19 protein-coding genes and 1 tRNA gene are annotated in these 24,464 nt (G+C 70.3%); 13 read left to right on the top strand and 7 right to left on the bottom strand.

What is annotated here, in order from left to right; genetic code table 11:
- Positions 1-46: 46 nt before the first annotated feature.
- Genes J3486_RS31720 through J3486_RS31710 form a run of 3 tightly spaced genes read left to right on the top strand, consistent with a single transcriptional unit; the run spans position 47 to position 4,791 of the window.
- On the top strand, positions 47-829 hold the full coding sequence (locus tag J3486_RS31720; protein WP_207826540.1) for a GNAT family N-acetyltransferase: 783 nt from the start codon (positions 47-49) through the stop codon (positions 827-829).
- Positions 830-887: 58 nt separating this feature from the next.
- Positions 888-2,777 carry an IucA/IucC family siderophore biosynthesis protein gene (locus J3486_RS31715; RefSeq protein ID WP_207826539.1) on the top strand — a complete coding sequence of 630 codons (1,890 nt, stop codon included), beginning with the start codon at positions 888-890 and terminating at the stop codon, positions 2,775-2,777.
- A gap of 40 nt (positions 2,778-2,817) precedes the next feature.
- On the top strand, positions 2,818-4,791 hold the full coding sequence (locus J3486_RS31710) for an ATP-dependent DNA helicase (protein WP_207826537.1): 1,974 nt from the start codon (positions 2,818-2,820) through the stop codon (positions 4,789-4,791).
- 91 nt (positions 4,792-4,882) lie between these two features.
- Here J3486_RS31710 and lexA read toward each other — a convergent pair whose 3' ends face one another.
- Positions 4,883-5,668, bottom strand: a complete 786-nt coding sequence (gene lexA, locus J3486_RS31705) for a transcriptional repressor LexA (protein WP_207826535.1) — start codon at positions 5,666-5,668, stop codon at positions 4,883-4,885.
- 527 nt (positions 5,669-6,195) lie between these two features.
- Here lexA and nrdR point away from each other — a divergent pair.
- Positions 6,196-6,741: a transcriptional regulator NrdR gene (nrdR, locus tag J3486_RS31700; RefSeq protein WP_207826658.1), complete on the top strand. Its 546-nt coding sequence runs from the start codon at positions 6,196-6,198 to the stop codon at positions 6,739-6,741.
- 136 nt (positions 6,742-6,877) lie between these two features.
- A complete protein-coding gene (locus J3486_RS31695; protein WP_207826533.1) occupies positions 6,878-9,778 on the top strand; it encodes a vitamin B12-dependent ribonucleotide reductase in 2,901 nt (966 codons plus the stop codon).
- Positions 9,779-9,909: 131 nt separating this feature from the next.
- On the opposite strand, the gene J3486_RS31690 is transcribed toward J3486_RS31695, so the two are convergent.
- The 3 genes from J3486_RS31690 to J3486_RS31680 all read right to left on the bottom strand — a co-directional run bounded on the left by J3486_RS31690 (position 9,910) and on the right by J3486_RS31680 (position 12,121).
- Positions 9,910-9,982 (bottom strand) — tRNA-Gln (locus J3486_RS31690).
- 62 nt (positions 9,983-10,044) lie between these two features.
- Positions 10,045-11,418, bottom strand: coding sequence for a hypothetical protein (locus J3486_RS31685; protein WP_207826532.1), 1,374 nt, complete (start codon positions 11,416-11,418; stop codon positions 10,045-10,047).
- A gap of 166 nt (positions 11,419-11,584) precedes the next feature.
- A complete protein-coding gene (locus tag J3486_RS31680) occupies positions 11,585-12,121 on the bottom strand; it encodes a TerD family protein (protein WP_207826523.1) in 537 nt (178 codons plus the stop codon).
- A 171-nt stretch (positions 12,122-12,292) separates the two neighbouring features.
- Between J3486_RS31680 and J3486_RS31675 the strand changes: the two genes are divergently transcribed.
- The 4 genes from J3486_RS31675 to J3486_RS31660 all read left to right on the top strand — a co-directional run bounded on the left by J3486_RS31675 (position 12,293) and on the right by J3486_RS31660 (position 15,448).
- Positions 12,293-13,117 carry an arylamine N-acetyltransferase gene (locus J3486_RS31675; protein ID WP_207826522.1) on the top strand — a complete coding sequence of 275 codons (825 nt, stop codon included), beginning with the start codon at positions 12,293-12,295 and terminating at the stop codon, positions 13,115-13,117.
- Positions 13,118-13,151: 34 nt separating this feature from the next.
- Complete coding sequence (locus J3486_RS31670) at positions 13,152-13,757, top strand: YdbC family protein (protein ID WP_207826521.1); 606 nt, start codon at positions 13,152-13,154, stop codon at positions 13,755-13,757.
- Positions 13,758-13,864: 107 nt separating this feature from the next.
- Complete coding sequence (locus J3486_RS31665; RefSeq protein WP_207826520.1) at positions 13,865-14,524, top strand: histidine phosphatase family protein; 660 nt, start codon at positions 13,865-13,867, stop codon at positions 14,522-14,524.
- Positions 14,525-14,536: 12 nt separating this feature from the next.
- Complete coding sequence (locus J3486_RS31660; protein ID WP_207826519.1) at positions 14,537-15,448, top strand: ADP-ribosylglycohydrolase family protein; 912 nt, start codon at positions 14,537-14,539, stop codon at positions 15,446-15,448.
- 180 nt (positions 15,449-15,628) lie between these two features.
- On the opposite strand, the gene J3486_RS31655 is transcribed toward J3486_RS31660, so the two are convergent.
- The gene (locus tag J3486_RS31655; protein ID WP_207826656.1) at positions 15,629-17,173 is read right to left on the bottom strand and encodes an MFS transporter; all 1,545 of its coding nucleotides are present in this window, start codon (positions 17,171-17,173) and stop codon (positions 15,629-15,631) included.
- 426 nt (positions 17,174-17,599) lie between these two features.
- Between J3486_RS31655 and J3486_RS31650 the strand changes: the two genes are divergently transcribed.
- The 3 genes from J3486_RS31650 (at position 17,600) to J3486_RS31640 (ending at position 19,683) form a co-directional block, all read left to right on the top strand.
- Positions 17,600-18,226 (top strand): TetR/AcrR family transcriptional regulator, encoded by a 627-nt coding sequence (locus J3486_RS31650; protein ID WP_207826518.1) that lies wholly within the window; start codon positions 17,600-17,602, stop codon positions 18,224-18,226.
- Between the two features lie 51 nt (positions 18,227-18,277).
- Positions 18,278-18,979, top strand: coding sequence for a ribonuclease HII (locus J3486_RS31645; protein WP_207826517.1), 702 nt, complete (start codon positions 18,278-18,280; stop codon positions 18,977-18,979).
- Positions 18,980-19,047: 68 nt separating this feature from the next.
- Positions 19,048-19,683 carry a hypothetical protein gene (locus J3486_RS31640; protein WP_207826516.1) on the top strand — a complete coding sequence of 212 codons (636 nt, stop codon included), beginning with the start codon at positions 19,048-19,050 and terminating at the stop codon, positions 19,681-19,683.
- A gap of 84 nt (positions 19,684-19,767) precedes the next feature.
- Here the strand turns inward: J3486_RS31640 and J3486_RS31635 are convergent, their stop codons facing one another.
- Both J3486_RS31635 and J3486_RS31630 read right to left on the bottom strand, forming a co-directional pair.
- A complete protein-coding gene (locus J3486_RS31635; protein ID WP_207826514.1) occupies positions 19,768-20,406 on the bottom strand; it encodes a hypothetical protein in 639 nt (212 codons plus the stop codon).
- Between the two features lie 224 nt (positions 20,407-20,630).
- Positions 20,631-22,793, bottom strand: coding sequence for a RecQ family ATP-dependent DNA helicase (locus tag J3486_RS31630; protein WP_207826512.1), 2,163 nt, complete (start codon positions 22,791-22,793; stop codon positions 20,631-20,633).
- Between the two features lie 133 nt (positions 22,794-22,926).
- On the opposite strand from J3486_RS31630, the gene J3486_RS31625 reads away from it, so the two are divergent.
- Positions 22,927-24,345 carry a DUF4192 domain-containing protein gene (locus J3486_RS31625; protein ID WP_207826510.1) on the top strand — a complete coding sequence of 473 codons (1,419 nt, stop codon included), beginning with the start codon at positions 22,927-22,929 and terminating at the stop codon, positions 24,343-24,345.
- The last annotated feature ends 119 nt before the right edge of the window (positions 24,346-24,464 follow it).

Below are 24,464 nucleotides of genomic sequence, written 5' to 3'. Positions count from 1 at the left end.
TACCTGAGGACCACACCCCGCACCACATCCTGAGAGGAGCGTCGCCGTGCCCCCGACCGATGCGAGCACCGACGCCGGCACCACACCCGTCGCCGAACCCGGCGACCCCTCCGCGCCCGCCGAACCCGCGCGGGACCCGGAGCAGTCGGAGAACAGCGACTGCCAGGACACCCTGGACCTGCGCCTGCCCGACGAACTCCTCGCGCTTATCGCCGAGCAGGACGAGTCCGGAACCACCCGCCCCGGACCGGACATCGCCGATCTGCTCGACGACGTGGGGGAGTGGGGCCCCGTCACCACCGCCTCCGGCGTCTTCCAGCTCGTCCCCGCCCGGATCGAACGCGACCTGGCGCTCATCAGCCGCTGGATGAACGACCCGGCCGTGGCCGCCTTCTGGGAACTCGCGGGACCGGACGACGTCACCGAGCACCATCTGCGCCCCCAGGTCGAGGGCGACGGACGCAGCGTCCCCTGCCTGGGCGTGCTCGACGGCACCCCGATGAGCTACTGGGAGGTCTACCGCGCCGACCTCGACCCGCTGGCCCGCCACTACCCCGCCCGCCCGCACGACACCGGGATCCACCTCCTCATCGGTGGCGTCGCCCATCGCGGCCGAGGGCTCGGCACCACACTGCTCCGGGCCGTCGCCGACCTCGTACTCGACCACCGCCCGCAATGCGCGCGCGTCGTCGCAGAACCCGACCTTCGCAACACCCCTTCCGTCTCCGCCTTCCTGAGCGCCGGCTTCCGCTTCTCCGCCGAGGTGGACCTCCCCGACAAACGGGCCGCGCTCATGGTCCGTGACCGAGCCCTGCGCGCCGTGCTCTGACCCGGTCACTCTCAGTAACGATGCTCGACCTGATCCGGTTCCCTCGCGAGGAGTCCCCGTGCCGAATCCGCCCGTCGTCCCGAGTTCCGGTGAGCCGCCCGCCCTCTACGACCCGCCCGAGCTCACCCGTGAGAACTGGGACCGTGCGGGTGCACGGCTGCTGGCCAAACTGATCGGCGAGTTCGCCTACGAGGGCATCCTCCGGCCCGTCCCGGTCGGCGGAGCGGAACCCGGAGTCCACACTCTGAACGTGCCCGCCGGCGAAGACGATCCGGGCAGCGGCGGCGTGCTCCGCTTCCGCGCCCGCCGCGGCGCGTACGGCAGCTGGCAGGTCGACCCGGTGAGCCTCACCTGGACGGAAGCCGTCGACGCCCATTCCGACCCCGGCATCGGCACCTGCACCGGGGCGGTCCCGACGCCCCTGACCGACCCGCTCGCCTTCCTCGTTCGCGCCAAGCGGCTCCTCGGTCTCGACGGCACCACGCTCGGCCACATCATCCGCGAACTCACCGTCACCCTCGCCGCCGACGCCCGCCTCGACCACACCGCTCTGCCCGCCGCGCAACTCGCCGACCTCGGCTACGCGGAACTGGAAGGTCACCAGACCGGCCACCCCTGGCTCGTCCTGAACAAGGGACGCCTCGGCTTCTCCGCGACCGACACCGCGCTCTGGGCCCCCGAGGCCCGCCGCCTCACGCGCCTGCCCTGGATCGCGGTGCGCACCGACCTCGCCACGTACCGGGGCGTGCCGGACCTCGACTCCGCCGACCTCCTCTACTCCCGGGAACTCGACGCCGACACCCGGCAACTGTTCGCCGAGACCCTCCGGGCCCGCGGCCTGGACCCGGCGGCGTATCTCTATCTTCCCGTGCACCCCTGGCAGTGGGACGACGTCGTACTTCCGCTGTTCGCACCGGCCGTCGCCACGGGCGCCATCGTCCCGTTGCCCGCCGACGGCGACCTGCGGATGCCGCAGCAGTCGATCCGTACGTTCCTCAACACCTCGCACCCCGGGCGGCTCAGCGTCAAACTGCCGCTGTCCGTCCTCAACACCCTGGTGTGGCGCGGACTCCCCACCGAACGCACCCTTGCCGCCCCCGCCGTCACCGCGTGGATGCACGGACTGCGCGACGCCGACCCCTTCCTGCGCGACGTATGCGGGGTCATCCTGCTCGGCGAGGTGGCGTCGGTGACGGTCAAGCACCCGCTGTACGACGGCCTCGACGAAGTGCCGTACCAGTACAAGGAATTGCTCGGCGCGATCTGGCGCGAGCCCGTCTCCCGGCAGCTGGCACCCGGGGAGCGCGCCCGAACGCTCGCCTCCTTGTTGCACGTCGACAAGGAAGGACGCTCCTTCACCGCGGAACTGGTCGCTCGTTCCGGACTCGACGCCACCACCTGGCTGCGCAGACTGTTCGCGTCCCTGCTGCCGCCTTTGCTGCATTTCCTGTACCGCTACGGAACGGTGTTCTCGCCCCATGGGGAGAACGCCATCGTCGTCTTCGACGACCAGGACGTGCCCGTACGGCTGGCGGTCAAGGACTTCGTGGACGACGTCAACATCAGCGCGGTGCCGCTGCCCGAACATGACTCGATGCCGCCGCAGGTCCGTGACGTCCTGCTCACGGAGCGTCCCGAGTTCCTGACCCAGTTCATCCATTCCGGTCTGTTCGTGGGCGTCTTCCGCTACCTCGCTCCGCTGTGCGAGGGGCAACTCGGCGTGCCCGAGCGCGAGTTCTGGTCCCTGGTGCGGGCCGAGATCCTCCGCCACCACGCCCGCTTCCCGGAGCTCAAGGAGCGGTACGAGATGTTCGACCTGCTCACCCCGCGGATCGAGCGCCTGTGCCTCAACCGCAACCGGCTGCACCTCGACGGTTACCGCGACCGGGCCCACCGCCCGCACGCCGCCGTGGCCGGCACCGTGGACAACCCCCTGCATCAGCCGTGATCGGGGGATTGTCAGTGGGGCCCTTTAGGGTGGTCGAGCTATGACGAAGCCCTCACTCCCCGAGCTCCTGCACGCCGCCGTCGCCGCAGTCGGCGGCACGGAGCGCCCTGGCCAGGTGACCATGGCCGAGACCGTCGCCGAGGCGATCGACGACGGTTCCCATCTGCTCGTCCAGGCAGGCACCGGCACCGGAAAGTCGCTCGGCTACCTGGTGCCGGCCCTGGCCCACGGGGAGCACGTCGTGGTGGCGACGGCCACCCTGGCGCTGCAGCGCCAGCTCGTGGAGCGGGACCTGCCGCGCACGGTCGAGTCGCTGCACCCGCTGCTGCGCCGCCGCCCCGATTTCGCCATGCTCAAGGGCCGGTCGAACTACTTGTGCCTGCATCGCCTCCACGAGGGCGCCCCGCAGGACGAGGAGGAGGGCCTCTTCGACCAGTTCGAGGCGGCCGCGCCGACCAGCAAGCTGGGCCAGGACCTGCTGCGCATGCGCGACTGGGCGGATGAGACGGAGACGGGCGACCGGGACGACCTCACCCCTGGCGTCTCCGACAAGGCCTGGTCCCAGGTGTCCGTCTCCTCGCGCGAGTGCCTCGGCGCCTCGAAATGCGCGTACGGACAGGAGTGCTTCGCCGAGATGGCCCGCGAGCGCGCCAAGCTCGCCGATGTCATCGTCACCAACCACGCACTCCTCGCCATCGACGCCATCGAGGGCGCTCCGGTGCTGCCCCAGCATGAGGTGCTGATCGTCGACGAGGCCCACGAGCTGGTCTCGCGGGTCACCGGCGTCGCGACGGGCGAGCTGACGCCCGGGCAGGTCAACCGGGCGGTGCGCCGCGCCGCGAAGCTCGTCAACGAGAAGGCCGCCGACCAGCTGCAGACCGCCGCCGAGGGCTTCGAGCGGCTCATGGAGCTGGCGCTGCCGGGCCGCCTCGAAGAGATCCCCGAGGACCTCGGCTACGCCCTGATGGCGCTGCGCGACGCGGCCCGCACGGTGATCACCGCCCTGGGCTCCACGCGCGACAAGTCCGTGCAGGACGAGGACGCGGTGCGCAAGCAGGCCCTCGCCTCCGTGGAGTCGATCCACGACGTGGCGGAGCGCGTGACGAACGGCTCGGAGTGGGACGTCGTCTGGTACGAGCGCCACGACCGCTTCGGCGCCTCGCTGCGTGTCGCCCCCATGTCCGTCTCCGGACTGCTGCGGGAGAAGCTCTTCAGCGACCGCTCCGTGATCCTGACCTCGGCGACCCTGAAGCTCGGTGGGGACTTCAACGGGGTGGGGGCTTCGCTCGGCCTCGCCCCCGAGGGCACCACCGGCGACGACGTGCCCGTCTGGAAGGGCGTCGACGTCGGCTCGCCGTTCGATTATCCGAAGCAGGGCATCCTCTACGTCGCCAAGCACTTGGCCCGTCCCGCGCGCGAGGGCACGCGAGTCGACATGCTCGACGAGCTGACCGAGCTGATGCAGGCGGCGGGCGGCCGGACGCTGGGCCTCTTCTCCTCGATGCGCGCCGCCCAGGCCGCCGCGGAGGAGCTGCGCACCCGCATCCCGGAGTTCCCGATCCTGCTCCAGGGCGAGGACACCCTCGGTGAGCTGATCAAGAACTTCGCGGCGGACCCGAAGACCTGTCTGTTCGGCACGCTCTCGCTCTGGCAGGGCGTGGACGTCCCGGGCCCCAGCTGTCAGCTGGTGGTCATGGACAAGATCCCGTTCCCGCGCCCCGACGACCCGCTGATGAGCGCCCGGCAGAAGGCCGTGGAGGACGCCGGAGGCAATGGCTTCATGGCGGTGGCCGCGACCCACTCGGCGCTGCTGATGGCCCAGGGCGCCGGCCGTCTCGTCCGGGCGACGGGGGACCGCGGTGTGGTCGCCGTCCTCGACCCCCGCCTGGAGACCGCCCGCTACGGCAGCTATCTGCGGGCCTCGATGCCGAACTTCTGGTACACGACGGACCGCAATCAGGTGCGCCGTTCTCTCGCGGCGATCGACGCGGCGGCGACGGCGGAAGGCAAGTAGCCGGCCCGATGCGTCATCCGGGGCCGGGCGCGGACAGCGCTGGGCCCCGGAACCGGCGCAGTTGGTCCCGGGGCCCGGTCAGGGAGGAGCGTCAGACGCGCCGCAGTACGGCCACCACCTTGCCCAGGATGGTCGCCTCGTCACCGGGGATCGGCTGGTACGCCGAGTTGTGCGGGAGCAGCCAGACATGGCCGTCCTCCCGCTTGAAGCGCTTGACCGTGGCCTCGCCGTCCAGCATGGCCGCCACGATGTCGCCGTTCTCCGCGACCGGCTGGCGGCGGACCGTGACCCAGTCCCCGTCGCAGATGGCCGCCTCGATCATCGAATCGCCGACGACCTTGAGCACGAACAGCTCACCGTCGCCGACCAGCTGCCGGGGGAGCGGGAAGACATCCTCGACCGACTCCTCGGCGAGGATCGGTCCACCGGCGGCGATCCGGCCGACCAGGGGCACGTACGAGGCGGCGGGCTTGCCGGTGGTGTCCGTGGGCTGCGCGCTGGGCTGGTCCGAGCCGCGGACCTCGTACGCACGCGGGCGGTGCGGGTCACGACGGAGGAAGCCCTTGCGCTCCAGCGCCATCAGCTGGTGGGCGACCGACGAGGTGCTGGACAGGCCGACCGCCTGGCCGATCTCCCGCATCGACGGCGGGTACCCCCGGCGCTGCACCGAGTCGCGGATGACCTCGATCACACGGCGCTGGCGGTCGGTGAGTCCCGAGCTGTCCGCGCGGATCCCTGGAGGTCGGCCCGGCAGGGAGCGACCGGGCTTGGGCCCCTCCTGGCTCATGGATGCGTCATTCATGGCATGCACCGGCTCGAGTCGGCCCTGGGGGCGGCCCTGGGCAGTGATGGTGGCACTGTCTGCGGTCGTGGTCACGTCGGTCGGCCCCTCTCGAGAATGTCTCCCTAGCTAGCCAACGGTAGTTCCTTTCGAAAGGTTGCGCCAAACACACGTTCGAGTGAAAAACCGCAGATTGCTTGTCGTGATCATGTGCCTGGGTGTATGGCTCGCGCTGGGGCGGAGAGGCAATTCGGTTCAATCCGGTACGCTTCACCGCCGGGACCGAGACCCGCCGAGCGGGCCCCTCCAGTCTGCCACCCGACCCCTCGTCAACCGGACACCGCCCCCTTTTCGCGTGCGTCGCGCCGGTCGAGCCCGGGTCGACCCCTGTGGCCTGTGGGGTTTCCCGGCTGCGCGCCGAAGCGTCGGGCTCCGCGACACGCGATGGGGCAGGAAAAGCAGCCAAACCCCAGATGTAGTGGTTGGATTGCATCAGCAGCCCAGAAGTTGTGGTCCCTGGTCCTTCGGGTCCGTGGTCATCGCCTATGCTTGGGGCTGCCGCGAGAGGCGTGACCAGCTTCTCGGGGCTATCGAGTCGTGCCGTGAAGGAGGGTTGGGAGTTCATGCACTGCCCCTTCTGCAGGCATCCCGACAGTCGTGTCGTCGACAGTCGCACCACTGACGACGGCACGTCGATCCGCCGGCGCCGCCAGTGCCCGGACTGCTCCCGTCGCTTCACGACGGTGGAGACCTGCTCACTGATGGTGGTCAAGCGGAGCGGGGTGACCGAACCCTTCAGTCGCACCAAGGTCATCAACGGAGTGCGCAAGGCGTGCCAGGGGCGCCCCGTCACGGAGGACGCCCTCGCCCAGCTCGGCCAGCGGGTCGAGGAGGCGGTGCGGGCCACCGGCAGTGCCGAACTGACCACTCATGACGTGGGTCTGGCCATACTGGGCCCCCTTCAGGAGCTGGACCTCGTGGCCTACCTGCGGTTCGCGTCCGTCTACCGGGCGTTCGACTCGCTGGAGGACTTCGAGTCGGCGATCGCGGAACTGAGGGAACAGACGCCCGGCGCGGGAGCGGACGGTCCGGGCGGAGGACGCGCAGAGAGCGACAGCGGGCCCGGCGGGACGGTCGAAGTCCCCGTGCCCGCCCACGCCGCCGACTGACCGGCAGGGGCCGGACGGCGGCGATCCACAGACCTGTTGCGGGCGGCAAGAGCGGCGGCCGCAACACAAGACACACACCGTGCACGGGAAGTTCCGGGCACTTTAGGGCGTTTTAGCCCGATATATGGGAGGCGGCATGACAGAGACGGCGAGCGGCCCGGCAGCACGAGGTTCCCGCACCAAGGGTCCCAAGGGCAGCAAGGGTCTGCGTATCGAGCGCATCCACACCACCCCCGGCGTGCACCCGTACGACGAGGTGGAGTGGGCGCATCGTGACGTCGTCATGACCAACTGGCGCGACGGCTCGGTCAATTTCGAGCAGCGTGGCGTCGAGTTCCCCGACTTCTGGTCGGTGAACGCGGTCAACATCGTCACCAGCAAGTACTTCCGCGGCGCTGTGGGTACCCCGCAGCGAGAGGTGAGCCTCAAGCAGCTCATCGACCGCATCGTGAAGACGTACCGGAAGGCCGGTGAGGACTACAAGTACTTCTCCTCGCCCGCCGACGCCGAGATCTTCGAGCACGAGCTGGCGTACGCCCTCCTGCACCAGATCTTCAGCTTCAACTCGCCGGTGTGGTTCAACGTCGGCACGCCCCAGCCCCAGCAGGTCTCCGCCTGCTTCATCCTGTCCGTCGACGACTCCATGGAGTCGATCCTCGACTGGTACAAGGAAGAGGGCATGATCTTCAAGGGCGGCTCCGGCGCCGGCCTGAACCTCTCCCGTATCCGCTCCTCCAAGGAGCTCCTGTCCTCGGGCGGCAACGCCTCGGGTCCGGTCTCCTTCATGCGCGGTGCCGACGCCTCTGCAGGAACGATCAAGTCGGGTGGCGCCACGCGCCGCGCCGCCAAGATGGTCATCCTCGACGTCGACCACCCCGACATCGAGGACTTCATCGAGACCAAGGTGAAGGAAGAGGAGAAGATCCGCGCCCTGCGTGACGCGGGCTTCGACATGGACCTGGGCGGCGACGACATCACGTCCGTCCAGTACCAGAACGCCAACAACTCGGTCCGTGTGAACGACGAGTTCATGAAGGCCGTCGAGACCGGTGGCAAGTTCGGCCTGCGCGGCCGCATGGACGGCGAGGTCATCGAGGAGGTCGACGCCAAGTCGCTCTTCCGCAAGATGGCCGAGGCCGCCTGGGCCTGTGCCGACCCCGGCATCCAGTACGACGACACCATCAACCACTGGCACACGTGCCCGGAGTCCGGCCGCATCAACGGCTCGAACCCGTGCAGCGAGTACATGCACCTGGACAACACGTCCTGCAACCTCGCCTCGCTGAACCTGATGAAGTTCCTGAAGGACGACGGCAAGGGCCACCAGTCCTTCGACGTCGAGCGCTTCGCCAAGGTCGTCGAGCTCGTCATCACCGCGATGGACATCTCCATCTGCTTCGCGGACTTCCCCACCGAGAAGATCGGTGAGAACACCCGCGCCTTCCGTCAGCTCGGCATCGGTTACGCGAACCTGGGCGCCCTGCTCATGGCGACCGGCCACGCCTACGACTCGGACGGCGGCCGCGCCCTCGCCGGCGCGATCACCTCGCTGATGACGGGTACGTCGTACAAGCGCTCCGCCGAGCTGGCCGCGGTCGTCGGCGCCTACGACGGCTACGCGAAGAACGCCACGCCGCACCAGCGCGTCATGAAGCAGCACGCCGACGCCAACACCACGGCCGTCCGCATGGACGACCTGGACACGCCGATCTGGGCCGCCGCCACGGAGGCCTGGCAGGACGTGGTCCGCCTCGGCGAGAAGAACGGTTTCCGCAACGCCCAGGCGTCCGTCATCGCCCCGACCGGCACCATCGGTCTCGCGATGTCCTGCGACACCACCGGTCTCGAGCCCGACCTCGCCCTGGTCAAGTTCAAGAAGCTGGTCGGCGGCGGCTCGATGCAGATCGTGAACGGCACCGTGCCGCAGGCCCTGCGCCGCCTGGGTTACCAGGAGGAGCAGATCGAGGCGATCGTCGCGCACATCGCCGAGAACGGGAACGTTATCGACGCCCCCGGCCTCAAGACCGAGCACTACGAGGTCTTCGACTGCGCCATGGGCGAGCGTTCCATCTCCGCGATGGGCCACGTCCGCATGATGGCCGCGATCCAGCCGTGGATCTCGGGCGCCCTCTCCAAGACGGTCAACCTGCCGGAGACGGCGACCGTCGAGGACGTCGAGGAGGTCTACTTCGAGGCGTGGAAGATGGGCGTCAAGGCGCTCGCCATCTACCGCGACAACTGCAAGGTCGGCCAGCCGCTCTCCGCCAAGAAGAAGGAGAGCGAGAAGGCCGAGGTGACCGCGAAGACCGAGGCGACGATCCGTGAGGCCGTCGAGAAGGTCGTCGAGTACCGCCCGGTCCGCAAGCGCCTCCCCAAGGGCCGTCCCGGCATCACCACCTCCTTCACGGTGGGTGGCGCCGAGGGCTACATGACCGCCAACTCCTACCCGGACGACGGTCTCGGCGAGGTCTTCCTGAAGATGTCCAAGCAGGGCTCCACCCTGGCGGGCATGATGGACGCTTTCTCCATCGCCGTCTCGGTCGGCCTCCAGTACGGCGTGCCGCTGGAGACCTACGTCTCGAAGTTCACCAACATGCGCTTCGAGCCGGCCGGCATGACGGACGACCCGGACGTGCGGATGGCGCAGTCGATCGTCGACTACATCTTCCGCCGCCTGGCGCTCGACTTCCTGCCCTTCGAGACGCGCTCCGCGCTCGGCATCCACTCCGCCGAGGAGCGCCAGCGTCACCTGGAGACCGGCTCCTACGAGCAGTCCGTCGAGGACGTCGACGTGGACGTCGAGGGCCTGGCCCAGTCGGCGCCGCTCGCCCAGGTGAAGGTCGTCGAGACCCCGAAGGCCGAGGCCGCCGCGGTGGTGCCCGCCCCGAAGCAGGCCCACACCAGCGCCGAGCTCGTCGAGATGCAGCTGGGCATCCAGGCCGACGCCCCGCTCTGCTTCTCCTGCGGTACGAAGATGCAGCGCGCCGGCTCCTGCTACATCTGCGAGGGCTGCGGCTCGACCAGCGGCTGCAGCTGACCAGACGTGGAGCTACGCCGGACGCGACGCCCGGCGTAGCCCGCACAGGTAGCTGACCGACAGCTCAAGAAGGGGTCCGGCCACGGCCGGTCCCCTTCTGCTGTACCTGGGGTCGGGAAGCATGCGAAAGGCGACGAGGGCAGGATTCGAACCTGCGTCCACCCGGGATCAGAGCCGGGCGCTCCTCCGCAGAGCTTCCTCGTCGCCGCCGCCATGATGGCCCGGGCCGCCGGGCGGGACAACTGAATTGCCCGGGCTGCCGCCGGTCATGTCCACTCCTGGGCGGCAGCACGCTTCCCCTTGCCGGAGAAGACCCCCGCCGAACGGAGCGCGCTGGCCATGAGCGGGTCGGCGACGGCGACTCCGTGCACCAGTTCGGGCGTCCGCCGGAAGGCGACGGCCTCAGCCGCCGGACGCGGAGCCGTCCAGGCACCGGTGGCCGGGTCCACCCGATGACGGGCGCAGACCGCCTCGACGAGCGAGCGCGGGCATTCCTTCTCACCCCGGAGCACTTCCCAGGGCAGAGGAAGCTCCGCCCAGACGTAGGTGTCCGGGTGCAGCCCGCCGCCGCTCATCCGGTGCCAGTACGCCACGTCGGCCGCCATCAGCCGGGGCACCTTGCCGGGGCAGAACCGATCCAGGATCTCCTCCTGCCCCAGCTCGGCCAGGAGCGCGAACCAGTGCGTCCTGGCCGTGTTCCACGCCTGTGCCGCCTGGTTCCACGTCGACGAGTCGTCGCCACGGCGCACGATCATCGTGTCGCGCTCCAGGGGATGCCGGTTCCAGGCGTCCTCCAGCAGGCCGGCGACCTGGCGCAGAAACCCGTTCCACCGGACCAGCAGTCGGACGAGGTCCTGGTCGGACACCTGGGCCAGCACCTCAGCCGTGGGGTGCACATGCGCGACCGCGTACCAGCAGGTCTGGTCGGGGAGCGCCGTCAGGCGCCGGAACAGGGCCTCGCCGACCTCGTCGTAGACCTGACGCTGCCGACCGTTGGTGAAGACGCTGCGCATGTATCCGCGCGCCGTGATGTAGGCGATGAAGGCCGCCGTGTCCGGATCCGTGGCGAACAGCTCGTACGGCAGGGCGTGGGCGAAGGCGCCTTTTCCGGTGACGGTCACTTCGCGGCGGCGCTGCTCGTGGACGAGCCGGGCCAGCTTGGCCTCCATCCGCCGCAGCAGCCGGAAACGCTTGTTGTACTGACGCTTGGAGATCTCCCCGAGGCCCGCCGCCGCGCGCTCGGACCGGTCGAGGCGATCCGTGCCGAAGTCGTTCTGCCCGTAGGCGCGGCCGATCTCCTCGCCCGCTCGCCGGATCACCGCCTCGATCCGGGCCGGATCGTCCCCGGCGCCGTCCGGCAGGTCCGGCACGCTGTTGAACAGTGCTGCCGCTCGGGCGAGTTGGCGCTGTGCGCCGACCGGCCGGGCGAACTCCTCCCGCATGGATGTGTAGCCGTGCCAGAGGTTGCGCAGCGAGTGTTCGGCGGCCTTGGCGAGCGCCGTCTCGGTCGCCGCGTCGAGGTCGGTGCCCTGGGCCGCGTACAGATCCTGGATGAGTCGGGCCACGTCTTCCGGACGCTTGCGCAGTGCGAGCGAGGCGTGCAGTTCACGGAGGAGCTGTTCGACTGTGGGCGACGGCATGGATCTCACCCTGTCATCGCCACGTCCGGAGCTCCACTGCTTATCCGCACGCCCCACGACAGCTTCGGGAGGAGTGCGCCGCCCCAGCGGCGGACCGGAAGCCTGAGGCAAGGGCTGCGGGACTCCGCCGGTCCCGCGGCCCTTCGGCGCAAGGCGCGGGGAAGCGCTACAGGGAGCCCATCGCCGCGGTGAAGGCGGTGAGGTCGCCGTCGAAGCCGCGGACGACCTCGTGGAAGGACCACTCCCCGTCGACGTCCCGGGTGAACTCGGCGACGGTGGTGGCCGAATGGGCCGCCACGGCCGACAGGTCGTGCTGCGACAGATCGGTGTACCCGGCGCGTATCCGCACCGCCGTGCTCTCGACGTTCCAGAACGCCTTCGGGCGCTCCGCCCCCTGCTCGTTCTGCTGGAGGACGACGCCGACGACCACGCGCGCGTACTGCGGTCCGAGCCGCTCCAGTTCGAGCGTCATGACCTCGTCGAAGCCGAACCCCTGCCCGTTCCTGCTGTCCCGGTTGAGGACGATCGTCCCGTCCGGGGAACGGCTGTCGAAATGGACGACGTACGCCGGGGCGCCCTGCGGGTCCTCGCGGGTGTACGTCGCCGCGACCAGGTCCAGGTCGTGGGGAGGCGAACCGATCGGGCTCGGGTCCCACTTCAGCCCGACCTCGACCTTCTCGAGTCCCTTGCGGAGACTGCTCACCGAACTCCCCCTTCTCGGCGCGATGTTGAGTGCTACCGACACGCTACGTGGTCCCACTGACAACCGTCCCACCGACCACGGTGGGCCCAGGCCGTGAAGGGATCGCCGTGTCGGTGTCGCGGCGGGCGAAACGGGGTTGGTGAATGTCGCCGTCCAGCTGATCATGGGGGAATGGCGTGGAACGGGGAAGACGTGGACATCGAGGCCTACGTGGCGAGGATCGGCTTCGAGGGGGAGTTGAAGCCGGACGGGGAGACGCTGCGGGCACTGCACCGCGCTCATGTGGCGGCGATCCCGTTCGAGAACCTGGAGATGATGCTGGGCAGGCCCGTCCCTCTCGAACTGTCGGCGCTCGAGGACAAGCTGGTCCGTCGGCGGCGGGGCGGCTACTGCTACGAGCACAACCTGTTGTTCGCCTCCGTCCTGGAGTTCGTCGGCTTCTCCGTCACGGGACTCGGGGCACGCGTGCGTGTGGGGGCGTCCTCGATGCGGCCCGTCACGCACATGCTGACCCGCGTCGTCGCGAGCGACGGCGGAGCGTGGGTGTGCGACGTCGGCTTCGGGGCGTACGGGCTGCGCGCGCCGATGCCACTGCGTGACGGCGAGCAGGCGAGGCACGCCGACTGGCAGTTCGCGCTCTCGAAGGAGAGCGAGGCGGAGTGGGTGCTGCGCGGCCTGCACACCGACGGATGGCGCGACCTGTACGCCTTCACGCTCGAAGGGCGTCATCCCGTCGACTACATGGTGATGAACCACTACACCACCACGCACCCGCGGTCGTCGTTCATCCGCAGGCCTGTGGTGCAGTACGCGACCGCCGCCGAGCGGCGCCTGTTGACCGGCCGTGACCTGGTGATCGAGCGACCCGACGGCAGTCGGTCCGAACGGACCGTTCGGACGGGCGAGTTGAGGGACCTTCTCGCCCACGAGTTCGAGATCGAGCTGAGCGACGACGACCACGCCGAGCTGGTGCGAAGGCACTACGCCGGAGAGTGACCCCGCGTCACGCACCGCGCCGTACGATGGCGCGGTGCTGGTCAAGTGGATTCGCTGCACGGTGGTGGACCCTCGGGGGTTCGAGCGGGGACAGCGGAAATGGGCGGGGCTCCTGGGGGAGCCGGGTTTCCGGGGGCAGGGCGGGGGCTGGAGCAAGCAGCGGCCCGGCGTGGCCCATGTGTTCGGCTTCTGGGAGAGCCGTGCCTTCTACGACTCCTTCATGGCGCGCTCCCACGACCGGCTCGCCGCCGCGCAGGTCGGCACGTACAAGGACATCCAGGTGAAGCTCTTCGACCACCGCTTCGACGTGAAGACCGGGTTCGAGCCGAGGTTCACGGACGCGGACGTGGTGCGGGTCGCGCACTGCAAGGTGCACAGCGAACGGGCCGAGCACTTCACCTTGATGCAGCAGAAGGTGTGGAATCCGGCGATGGCCGGCTCCCCCGGCATGGTCCGCGGCCTCTTCGGCGAGGCCCAGGGAGAGGAGTTCCTCGTCCTGTCCATGTGGCGGTCGGCGGCCGAGCACGGCAAGTACCAGGTGGACCGGGTGGAGCGGCTGTCTCTGCGCGCACAGACGGAGGCCGACATTGCCGCCATCTCCGGCGACATCGTGCAGCTGGAACCGACCTGGACTGTGTGATCGCACGGCCACGCGCGCGTGCCCGGAGCTCCGGGTCGCTCGTGTGACCTACGCCGGATGGGCCGTACGAGTGCTCGCGCCCGGCAGAAGCGATCTAGGGTCGAGTCATGGCACGACCGCGGCGCATCGTTCTTGTCCGGCACGGCGAATCCGAAGGCAACGCCGACGACACCGTCTACGAGCGCGAGCCGGACCACGCTCTGGCGCTCACCGAGACCGGCTGGCGGCAGGCCGACGAGACCGGAAAGGAACTGCGCGAGCTGTTCGGACGGGAGCGGGTGAGCGTCTACGTCTCGCCGTACCGGCGCACGCACGAGACCTTCCAGGCGTTCCGTCTCGATCCCGAGCTGGTCCGGGTGCGTGAGGAGCCACGCCTGCGGGAGCAGGACTGGGGAAACTGGCAGGACCGCGACGACGTGCGGCTCCAGAAGGCGTACCGGGACGCGTACGGGCACTTCTTCTACCGCTTCGCCCAGGGGGAGTCCGGGGCGGACGTGTACGACCGGGTCGGCGCCTTCCTGGAGAGCCTCTACCGCAGCTTCGAGGACCCCGACCACCCGCCGAACGTGCTCCTCGTGACCCACGGACTCACCATGCGGCTGTTCTGCATGCGCTGGTTCCACTGGACCGTCCAGGACTTCGAGTCACTGTCGAATCCCGGGAACGCCGAGACCCGGTCGCTCGTTCTCGGGTCGAACGGAAAATACGTACTGGATCGAGAATTCGAACGATGGTGCGAACCGCGGCCGTGGGGCGCCACCGGATAGAGTGGCAGAGCGATGACCGCTGACTCCTCTCCCGAACGGCGCATGGACCGCGCCCTGGCCAGCCTGCGGGGACTTTCCGTGGGAGACGCGCTGGGGTCGCAGTTCTTCGTTCCCGCGAACTACCCACTGCTCAAGCGTCGTGCGCTGCCCGACGGCATGTGGCAGTGGACCGACGACACCGAGATGGCGTGCTCCGTGGTCGCCGTCCTGGCCGGGCACGGCCGGATCGACCAGGACGACCTGGCCCGCTCGTTCGCCGAACACCACGACTTCGACCGCGGGTACGGCCCGGCCGTGAACCGGCTGCTGCGCCAGATCCGCGAGGGCGGCGACTGGCGCGCCCTGTCGTCCGCCCTGTTCAAGGGACAGGGCTCGTGGGGGAACGGCGCCTCGATGCGGATCGCCCCCCTCGGCGCCTACTACGCCGACGACCCGGAGCAGGCTACGCACCAGGCCGAGATCTCGGCCTACCCGACACATCAGCACCGTGAGGCCGTCGTCGGCGCGATGGCCGTGGCCGCCGCCGCGGCGCTCGTGGCCGACCCGCAGGGGCCGCCGACCCCGCACGCGCTGCTGGACGGCGTGATCGCGCTGGTGCCGCGCAGTGCGGTGCAGGCCGGACTGCGCCGGGCCAAGGACATGCTCGACTACGGCGACGCGGCCACCGTGGCCGCGGTGCTCGGCAGCGGGCGGCGTACGACCGCGCACGACACCGTGCCGTTCGCCCTGTGGTCCGCGGCGCGCGGGCTCGGAGACTTCGAGGACGCTTTCTGGAGCACCGCCCAGGTGGGCGGTGACCTGGACACCACCTGCGCCATCGTGGGCGGCGTCGTCGCGTCCGGCAAGGGCGGGGCGCCCTCGGCCGAGTGGTTGCGGCGTACGGAGCCGCTCCCGGAGTGGGCCCCGGCCGAGCCGGCGCTCTGACCGCGCCGGATTCTTCGGGTACGGAGCCGGGTCTTTCGGCGATGTAGAGGCAGGCCGGGGGTGGGCTCCTTCAGCCGTGCCCACCGGATACGGGTGGAAGTGACCACGTGCCCGCCCTGCCCTGGGGCGAGGGCGGGACGGGCACGGGCGCCATGCTCGGGGGACGTGCGAGCGCCGCGGCTACGCGACCGGTGTGGCACTCGCGCCGGCGAGTGCCTCCATGTCGCTCTTGCGCACTCGGATCACAAGAGAGGCGACGGCCAGGGCGAGCACCGCCATGGCGGCGGCCGGTATGAAGGCCGTCGATATCCCATGGGAGAGCACTTCGTGCCCCCACGGGGCCGGCAGTTGGTGCGTCTTGGCGAAGGCGGCCTTCTGCTCGGGGCTGGCCTGGCTCATGAACGACGTGACCTGCTTGGCCGCCTCGTCACGGCTGGCACTGCCGAAGACCGTGGTCAGGATGGCCAGGCCGATGGACCCGCCGACCTGCTGCGTGGTGTTCAGCAGGGCCGAGGCCGCGCCCGCTTCGTGCGGTGCGACGCCGGAGACGGCCGTGACCGTGACCGTGACGAAGTTCAGCCCCATGCCGAAACCGAAGATCAGCATCGGGCCAAGCACACCGCCCACGTACGAGCTGCCCGAGTCGATCAGGGACTGCCAGGTCAGCCCGATGGCGACCAGGGTCGCGCCGGTGATCAGGAACGGCTTCGGGCCGAGGGTCGGCAGCAGCCGCTGGGATATCCCCGCACCCAGAGCGATCACCACCGTGACCGGCAGGAAGGCCAGACCGGCCTTGATGGGGGAGTACCCCAGCACGTTCTGCACGAAGAGCACGATGTAGAAGAACATGCCGAACATCGCCGCGGCGAGGCTGATCATGATCACGTACGTGCCTGAACGATTGCGGTCGGCGAACATCCGCAGCGGGGTGATCGGCTCCTTGGCTCGCGACTCCACCAGGATGAACGCGGCGAGCAGTACCACCGCCGCGGCGAACGCGCCCATGGTGAGCCCGTCCCGCCAGCCGTCGGACGCGGCCCTGATGAAGCCGTACACGAGGGCGACCATGCCGAGCGTCGAGGTGAGCGCGCCGGTGAGGTCGAAGCGGCCCGGGTGGCGCTCGGACTCCTTGATGTAACGCGGGGCGAGCGCGGCGATGAGGAGGCCGATCGGTACGTTCACGAACAGCACCCAGCGCCAGTCGAGCCAGTCGGTGAGCAGACCGCCGGCCAGCAGGCCCACGGCGCCGCCGCCCGCGGACACCGCGGCGAAGATGCCGAACGCCCTGTTGCGCTCGGGCCCTTCGGGGAACGTCGTGGTGATGAGCGCTAGGGAGGTGGGAGAGGCGATGGCCCCGCCCACACCCTGAAGGACGCGCGCGGCCAGCAACTGCCAGGGTTCCTGGGCGAGTCCGCCGAGCAGCGACGCGAGGGTGAAGAGCAGGATGCCGGTGATGAAGACCCGGCGTCGGCCGAGGATGTCCCCGGCCCGGCCGCCGAGCAGCAGCAGCCCGCCGAAGGTGAGGGTGTAGGCGCTGACCACCCAAGTCAGGTTCGTGGTCGAGAAGTTCAGCGCCGTCTGGATGTGAGGCAACGCGATGTTCACGATGGTGGCGTCCAGCACCACCATCAGTTGGCATGCGGCGATCACCGCAAGGGCGATGCCGGGGTGGGCCGAAGGCTTGGCCGAGCCCGGTGGAGCGGGCGCGGGTGATTGCGTCTGGATTTGATCGTGCGTCACAGGATGTCCCCCAGAAGCCAAGTAGTGAACGTAAGCGTTCACTAATCGAGACCATAGCGAGTCGGGCTTCGTGAACACAAGCGTTCCCTAAGGGAGTTGACTCCTTGGAGTGGTGTGGGGTTGAGGCGCGAGCGGGCTCCCGGGGGCGACGGCCGGTGTGATTTGCGCGTCCACGCCGTCGATAGAAGCCGCCTCGCCTGACATTCTGGTCGGGGGCGGGGCCCTGCCGGGCCCGTTGTGTCGTGCGTCGACCGAGAGGTTGTCACCATGGATCCCCCGTGAGGGCGCCGCTGAACACTCCCCTCCACTTCGTGGTGACGGTGGTGCATCCCCTTCGGCGGACGTGATCGTTCGCCGAATTCGCCGCCGTGCGCCCGGACCGCTCTCGAACCGCCCGATGGAGAGAAGACGATGGTTACTTCGCGCTGGACGGCCGCCCCCGCTCGGTCGGCCGCCTCGCTGCGCCGGCGTGGCCCTGTACTGGAGCGGGCCATCCTCGAAGCCGCGCTCGATCAGCTCAGCACGGTCGGCTGGAACGGCCTCACGATGGAGGGCGTCGCCGCGAGCGCCCAGACCGGGAAGGCCGCGGTCTACCGACGCTGGCCCTGCAAGGAGGACCTCGTCGTGGACGCCCTCCAGGCGGGCCTCCCGCAGATCGACTCCGTGCCGGACCGGGGAAGCGTGCGCGAGGACCTGCTGGAGCTGTGCCGGCAGATGCGTGACGCGATGTTCTCGAGACCTGGCTACGCGCTGCGCTCGGTGATTCACGAATGCGACACCCTCACCGCGGAGCGCTTCCACAGTGTGATCATCGAAGGTGTCATCGAACCCAGCGTGGAGCTGATCAAGGAAGTCGTGCGACGTGGAATCGCGCGCGGAGAAGTGCGCCCCGACGCGACCGAGCCTTCCGTCTGCGACGTGATCCCGGCGATGATGATGTACCGCTCGAAGGTGTGCGGCAGCGAATGGGAGGAGGTGGACCTGGTGGAGCTGATCGACCGGGTCATGGTCCCCCTGCTGCTGCGGCACACCGACTGAGGCGAGCCGGGTGTCGCCGCGCCCCTCCGTCGGCGTACGCTGTCAGGCGCCATGCCGTACGAAGCACCCACCCACACCGTCGAGCGCTCGTTGCGCGCCACCACCGGTGCCAAGATCGTCGCCGGTGTCGACGAAGTCGGCCGCGGCGCCTGGGCCGGACCGGTCACCGTCTGCGCCGCAGTCACGGGGCTGCGCCGTCCGCCCGAGGGCCTCACCGATTCCAAGCTGATCACGCCGAAGCGCCGCGAGGCGCTCGCGGACGAGTTGGAGGGCTGGGTGACCGCGCACGCGCTCGGCCACGCCTCCCACGAGGAGATCGACGAGCTGGGCATGACGGCGGCGCTCCGGCTCGCCGCCGTGCGCGCCCTCGAAGGGCTTCCGGTCCGTCCGGACGCGGTGATCCTCGACGGCAAGCACGACTACCTGGGCGACCCCTGGCACGTCCGGACGGTGATCAAGGGTGACCGTTCCTGCATCGCCGTCGCGGCCGCGTCGGTGATCGCCAAGGTCCGCCGCGACAAAATGATGGCCGAATTGGGCATCGACCATGCAGACTTCGGGTTTGCGGCCAACGCCGGATACCCGTCGCCGGTGCATCGCGCCGCGCTGGAGGAGCGGGGCCCCACCCCGTACCACCGGCTTTCGTGGGCGTATCTTGATGCGCTGCCCCAGTGGCGGCACCTCAAGAAGGCCCGCAGCTGGGCGGAGGCAAGCGTTCCGCAGATCGAAGGCCAGCTCGGCTTCGACTTCTGACACTTGCGTTCGTACTGATGTGCCACCCGCTGGCGCGAACCACACCTGCGTTTGATAGATATCAACCCATGCCTCTCATTCCCGAGGAGCCTCAGATTCACGAGAGCGCCCAGGGTCCCCGCGTCACGCCGGCCAGCAGCCGCACCGCGCCGACCCCCCGTCCTGTTCCCGGCCCGCGTCCCGCGGCGCCGTCGCGACCCGGTCGTCCGGGTCCCGCAAGGCCCACGCCGCCCGCGCAGCGCACCCCGCGCGAGTCGGTAGGGGCCCCCACGCCGGGGCCGAACGGCCCCGCCACGCCTTCGACTTCGGCCGCCCAGCCGCAGATCCAGCTCATCCCGGCCTCGGCCGACGGTGCGCTGGACGCCGCGGAGGAAGCCGTCGACCTGCTGCTCGACACCGGCCGCGCGCCGGGCGAGGTGCTGGTGATCACCACGGGCGACCCCCACCCGTGGGCTGCGCACGAGCTGTCCTTCGGTGACACCGCCTACTGGGCGCAGCACGACGCGGGCGACGACGTCTTCTACGCCGATGCCTCCGCCCTGGACCGTGCCGCGGCACGTCCTGTGGTCGTCGTCGCCCTGAACGGCGGCGCCGATGAGACGGCCGCCACGGCGCTGCCGATCGCGCTCGGCCGGGCCGGTGCCCTGCTGATCGTCTGCGGCGACCCGCAGCGCATCAACTCACTGCTGGGCGCCGGGGTCTGACGCACAGCTTGCCGGCTGCCCGCACCGTCGTCCGACGGTGGCCGGGGAGCCCGGCAGGCCGGTGCGCGGCCGTGGTCGCGCGGTTCAGCGAGCCGCCGCGCGGCGGAGCATCTCCGTCGCGGCGCCGCCGGTACGGGGCGCGGACTGCTCGCCGCCGCCGAGCACCTCGGCCACGGACCCGACGCTGGGGCGGCGACCGCCACGGTCCTCGCCGAGCACCTGCCAGCCGTCGCGCGTCATCGTGATGTACGCCCCGCAGCGCAGCCCGTGCAAGGTGCAGGCGTCGCGCAGCCCCCACATCCACGCACCGTCCTCCTCGGTCCACCGGGTGTCCCCCTCGCGGCAGTAGAGCAGGACAGCCGTGCGGACCGGGGTACGCCGACGCAGGTCGTGCGGGATGACCCGGCGCAGCTGGGAGAGCAGGGCGTTACGGAACGTCCAGCCGTCCATGGCGCTCTCGCGGCGCGTGAACGAGGCGCTCGCCCGCAGCCGTTCCTCCGGATCGAGCACCGCCACGACGGCGGTGCGCGGAATCGGTCGGTGACGGGTGTGCAGGCCGCTGACCACCTCGCGAGGATTGCGCAGCAGCGGGATTCCGGCTGCCGCCCACTCCGCGGGTTCCAGCAGCCTGGTCGGTCGGTTGACGGAGTCTGCGGACCTCTCGGAGCGCATCGAGGACATGGACGTCGATGCCGCCGAGGACGGAGCGAATCCGAAGGTCACGATCCTCCCTTCGGCTACACGCCACCACGCAGGGCAGGCGGGGTCGGACTGGGGGAGCGCACCGCGGCACAGCTCTATCCGGACCACGGGGGAGCCGCGCGGGGAGCGGCTCCAATTCTTCCCGTCGTACTGGCGCACGGCAACGAGCAATTGAGGCCGGGGACCGGTATCTGGCGATGCGTCACCAATATCCCTGCCCAATGGTCGGACGATCGATGCCCCGGTCAGCCCTGTACCGCGAGGACCAGCGGCAACACCCCCTCGGCTCCCGCACGGCGCAGCAGCCGGGTGGCCATTGCCAGGGTCCAGCCCGTCTCCGTGAAATCGTCCACGAGCAGGACCGGGCCACCCGCGCGGGACAGCGCCTCGGCCAGCTCGGGCGGCAGCGTCAGCGTGCCGTCGAGCGCGCGCAGCCGCTGTGCGCTGTTGCTCCGCGAGATGTGCGCGGTGTCGCTCCCCGGGGCGTATTCGACGCGCCCCAGCAGCGGCATCCGGCCGACCTGGGCGATGCCGGCGCCCAGCGACTCGATGAGCTGCGGGCGGGTGTGCGAGGCCATCGTGACGACACCCGCCGGGCGTGGCTGCGCGTCGGCGCCTCCTGACGCCCAGCCGCCGGGGCCCTTGGCCCAGTCCGCCAGGACCTCCACGACGGCCCGCGCCACATCGTCGGGCACCGGTCCGTCCGGGGCCTGCGGAGCAAGCATGGGACGCAGCCGGTTGCCCCAGCCGATGTCCGAAAGACGGCCCAGCGCCCGCCCCGTCCCCGCCTGTTCGCCGGCGGGGATACGTCCCTTGAGGTCGATGCCCACCGCGCCGAGCCCCGTGGGCCACATCTTGCGGGGCTCGACCTCCACACCGGGACGCCCTAGCTCTCCGCGCGCGGAGTTCAGCGCCTGCGGCGAGACGGAGATGTCGAATCGCGGCTCCGTGCAGTTGTCGCACCGCCCGCACGGCGCGGCCTCCTCGTCGTCCAGCTGGCGGCGCAGGAACTCCATCCGGCAGCCGGTCGCCGTCGCGTACTCGCGCATCGCCTGCTGCTCGGCCTCCCGCTGCTTGGCGACCCAGGCATAGCGCTCGGTGTCGTACACCCAGGGCTGACCGGTGGCGATCCAGCCGCCCTTCACACGGTGCACGGCGCCGTCCACGTCCAGGACCTTGAGCATCGTCTCGAGGCGCGAGCGGCGCAGCTCCACCAGAGGCTCGAGCGCGGGAAGCGACAGCGGCCGGTCGGACTGCGCCAGCACGTCCAGGGTGCGGCGCACCTGGTCCTCCGGCGGGAAGGCGAGCGAGGCGAAGTAGCGCCAGATCGCCTCGTCCTCCTTGCCGGGCAGCAACAACACCTCCGCGTGCTCGACACCGCGGCCCGCACGTCCCACCTGCTGGTAGTACGCGATCGGTGACGAAGGGGAACCGAGGTGGACGACGAAGCCGAGGTCGGGCTTGTCGAACCCCATGCCGAGCGCGGAGGTCGCGACCAGGGCCTTCACCCGGTTCGCCAGTAGGTCCTCCTCCGCCTGCTGCCGGTCCGCGTTCTCTGTCTTGCCGGTGTACGAGGTCACGACGTGGCCGCACTGGCGCAGATACGCTGTGACCTCCTCGGCCGCGGCGACTGTGAGGGTGTAGATGATCCCGGACCCCGGCAGCTCGTTCAGATGGTCGGCCAGCCAGGCCAGCCGGTGCGCGGCGTCCGGCAGCTGGAGCACGCCGAGGCTGAGGCTCTCGCGGTCGAGCGGGCCGCGCAGCACGAGCGCGTCCGAGCCGCCGCCGGTGCCGAGCTGGTCGGCGACGTCGGCGGTCACGCGCGCGTTGGCCGTCGCGGTCGTGGCCAGGACGGGGACGCCCTGCGGCAGCTCGGCCAGCATTGTGCGCAGCCGTCGGTAGTCGGGGCGGAAATCGTGCCCCCAGTCCGAGATGCAGTGTGCCTCGTCGACCACCAGCAGCCCGGTGGCAGCGGCCAGTTGAGGCAGTACGTTGTCCCGGAAGTCGGGGTTGTTCAGCCGCTCGGGACTGACCAGGAGCACGTCCACCTCGCCTGCGGCCACCTCGGAGCGGACGGAGTCCCACTCCTCCGTGTTCGACGAGTTGATCGTCCGGGCCCGGATGCCGGCCCGCTCCGCCGCCTCCACCTGGTTGCGCATCAGCGCGAGCAGAGGGGAGACGATCACCGTGGGGCCGCTGCCGCGCTCGCGCAGCAGAGCCGTCGCGACGAAGTACACCGCGGACTTGCCCCACCCCGTGCGCTGCACGACGAGGGCGCGTCTGTGCTCGGCGACCAGCGCCTCGATCGCCCGCCACTGGTCCTCGCGCAGCCGTGCCGTGCCGCTCGGGTCTCCGACGAGGCGGGCGAGCACGGTGTCGGCCGCCGTCCGCAGATCTTCGTTGCTCATGCCCCCATGCAACCCGATGGCACTGACATCGCGCGAACGAGGCCGCCGACCTGTGGACAACTCGTGTCGTGTCCCTGATCGAGGTTATCCACAGGCCAAAACGGAATCTGGTCATCCGGTGCATGGTCGTCGCATGACGAATCACATCGAGCCCGTCGGAGCAACCGGCGCGGCCAAGATCACCCTGCGCACGGCCGGTGAACTCGCGGAGGCGCTCCCGTACTTGCTCGGGTTCAGGCCCGACGACAGCATCGTCCTCGTCGCCCTGTACAAGGGACGGTTCGGCGGTCGAGTGCGGCTCGGCATCCCCGAGCGCCCCGAGGACTGGCCGGCCGTCGCGCAGGAGCTGGCCCACTGTCTGATCGGCGGGTGCGAGCGCAGGGACGGACGGCCCGACAGCGTGGTCGCCTTCCTCTGCCAGGACGCCCCGGCCCAGGCCTGGGCCCCCGGACAGACGGTCGTCGAGCACCTGCGGCCGCTTGCCCAACTGCTGCGGACGGAATGCGGAGCACTGGACGTACCGGTGACCGAGGCGCTGTGTCTTTCGGGCGGGCGGTACTGGTCCTACTGCTGTCCCCGGCCCGACTGCTGCCCACCCGAGGGCAGCGTCATCGCCGCCGACGGCACCTCGGTGATGGCGGCGACGGCCGCGTTCGCGGGCATTCACGTGCGGGCGTCCGTCGCCGAGTTGAAGGCGCGACTGGCCCCGCTGCAGACGGCTCTCGTCGCCGACCAGACCCGTGCACTGGACGCGGCGGCGATGGAGCTCGTGCCCCGGATCTTCTCCGGGGTGCCGCGTGAGGAGGTGGAGGCCGAGACCCTTGATCTTGCGCGCCTCGTGCTGCGTCGTCTCGCGGACGCCCCGGGCGCCGACGACGCGCTGGACGCGGACCTGCGGGACGACGAACTCCTGGCGCACGACGAGGCCGCCGCACTGATCCTCGGCCTCCAGGACAGGATGACCAGGGACCGCGCCGCCGAGTGGATGGAGGGCGAGGAGGCAGTCGTGGCCCTGCGCCTGTGGCGGGCGCTGGCGAGGCGCTGCGTCGGAGGGTACGGCGAGCACGCCGCGGCCCCGTTGACCCTGGCGGGGTGGGTGGCCTGGTCCCTCGGCGACACGGTCGAGGCGGACCAGGCACTGGAGATGGCGCTCGGCGTCGATCCGCACTACAAGTTCGCCCGATTGCTCAACCAGGCCCGTGCCGAGGGTGTCGACCCCGAGCCGGTGCGGCGTTCACTGCGCGAGATGCGGGAGAGCCGAGAGACCGATCCCGGTGAGCCCGCCGAGAGCGCGACGACCGGCGAGGGCACTTCCCGCGCGGGTTCGGGAGACGCCCGCCGCGGCCAGGCCCTCGCGGTGCCCGGTGGCGCGGCCGACCCCGGTGTCTCCCGCGCGGCCCGCGGCCTGGAGGCGGCCCTGCGTCGCAGGGGCGAGCGCGAGCGGCGGTCCTCCGGAGCGGGCACCAGGCCCGGCAGGACGGGCGGCCGGGAGGTGCGTCGGCCCGTGGGGCGGCGTCGGATCGGGCGGCGGCGCGCCAGGGGCGAGGGGTGACCGGCTCCGCCGTCGGGGCCCGATGCCGATCCTTCGTGACGCTGTGGCGTTACTTGGGCAGGGGGCGCTCCGTTCACCTGAGTAGCGGTGGCGCAGGCCGGGCCGCGCCGCCTCCCGTT

The organism is Streptomyces sp. VRA16 Mangrove soil (genome assembly GCF_017377775.1).
Classification (GTDB): Bacteria; Actinomycetota; Actinomycetes; order Streptomycetales; family Streptomycetaceae; genus Streptomyces.
The sequence above is the reverse complement of the archived record's forward strand: the minus strand, read 5'-3'. Positions and strand labels throughout refer to the sequence as shown.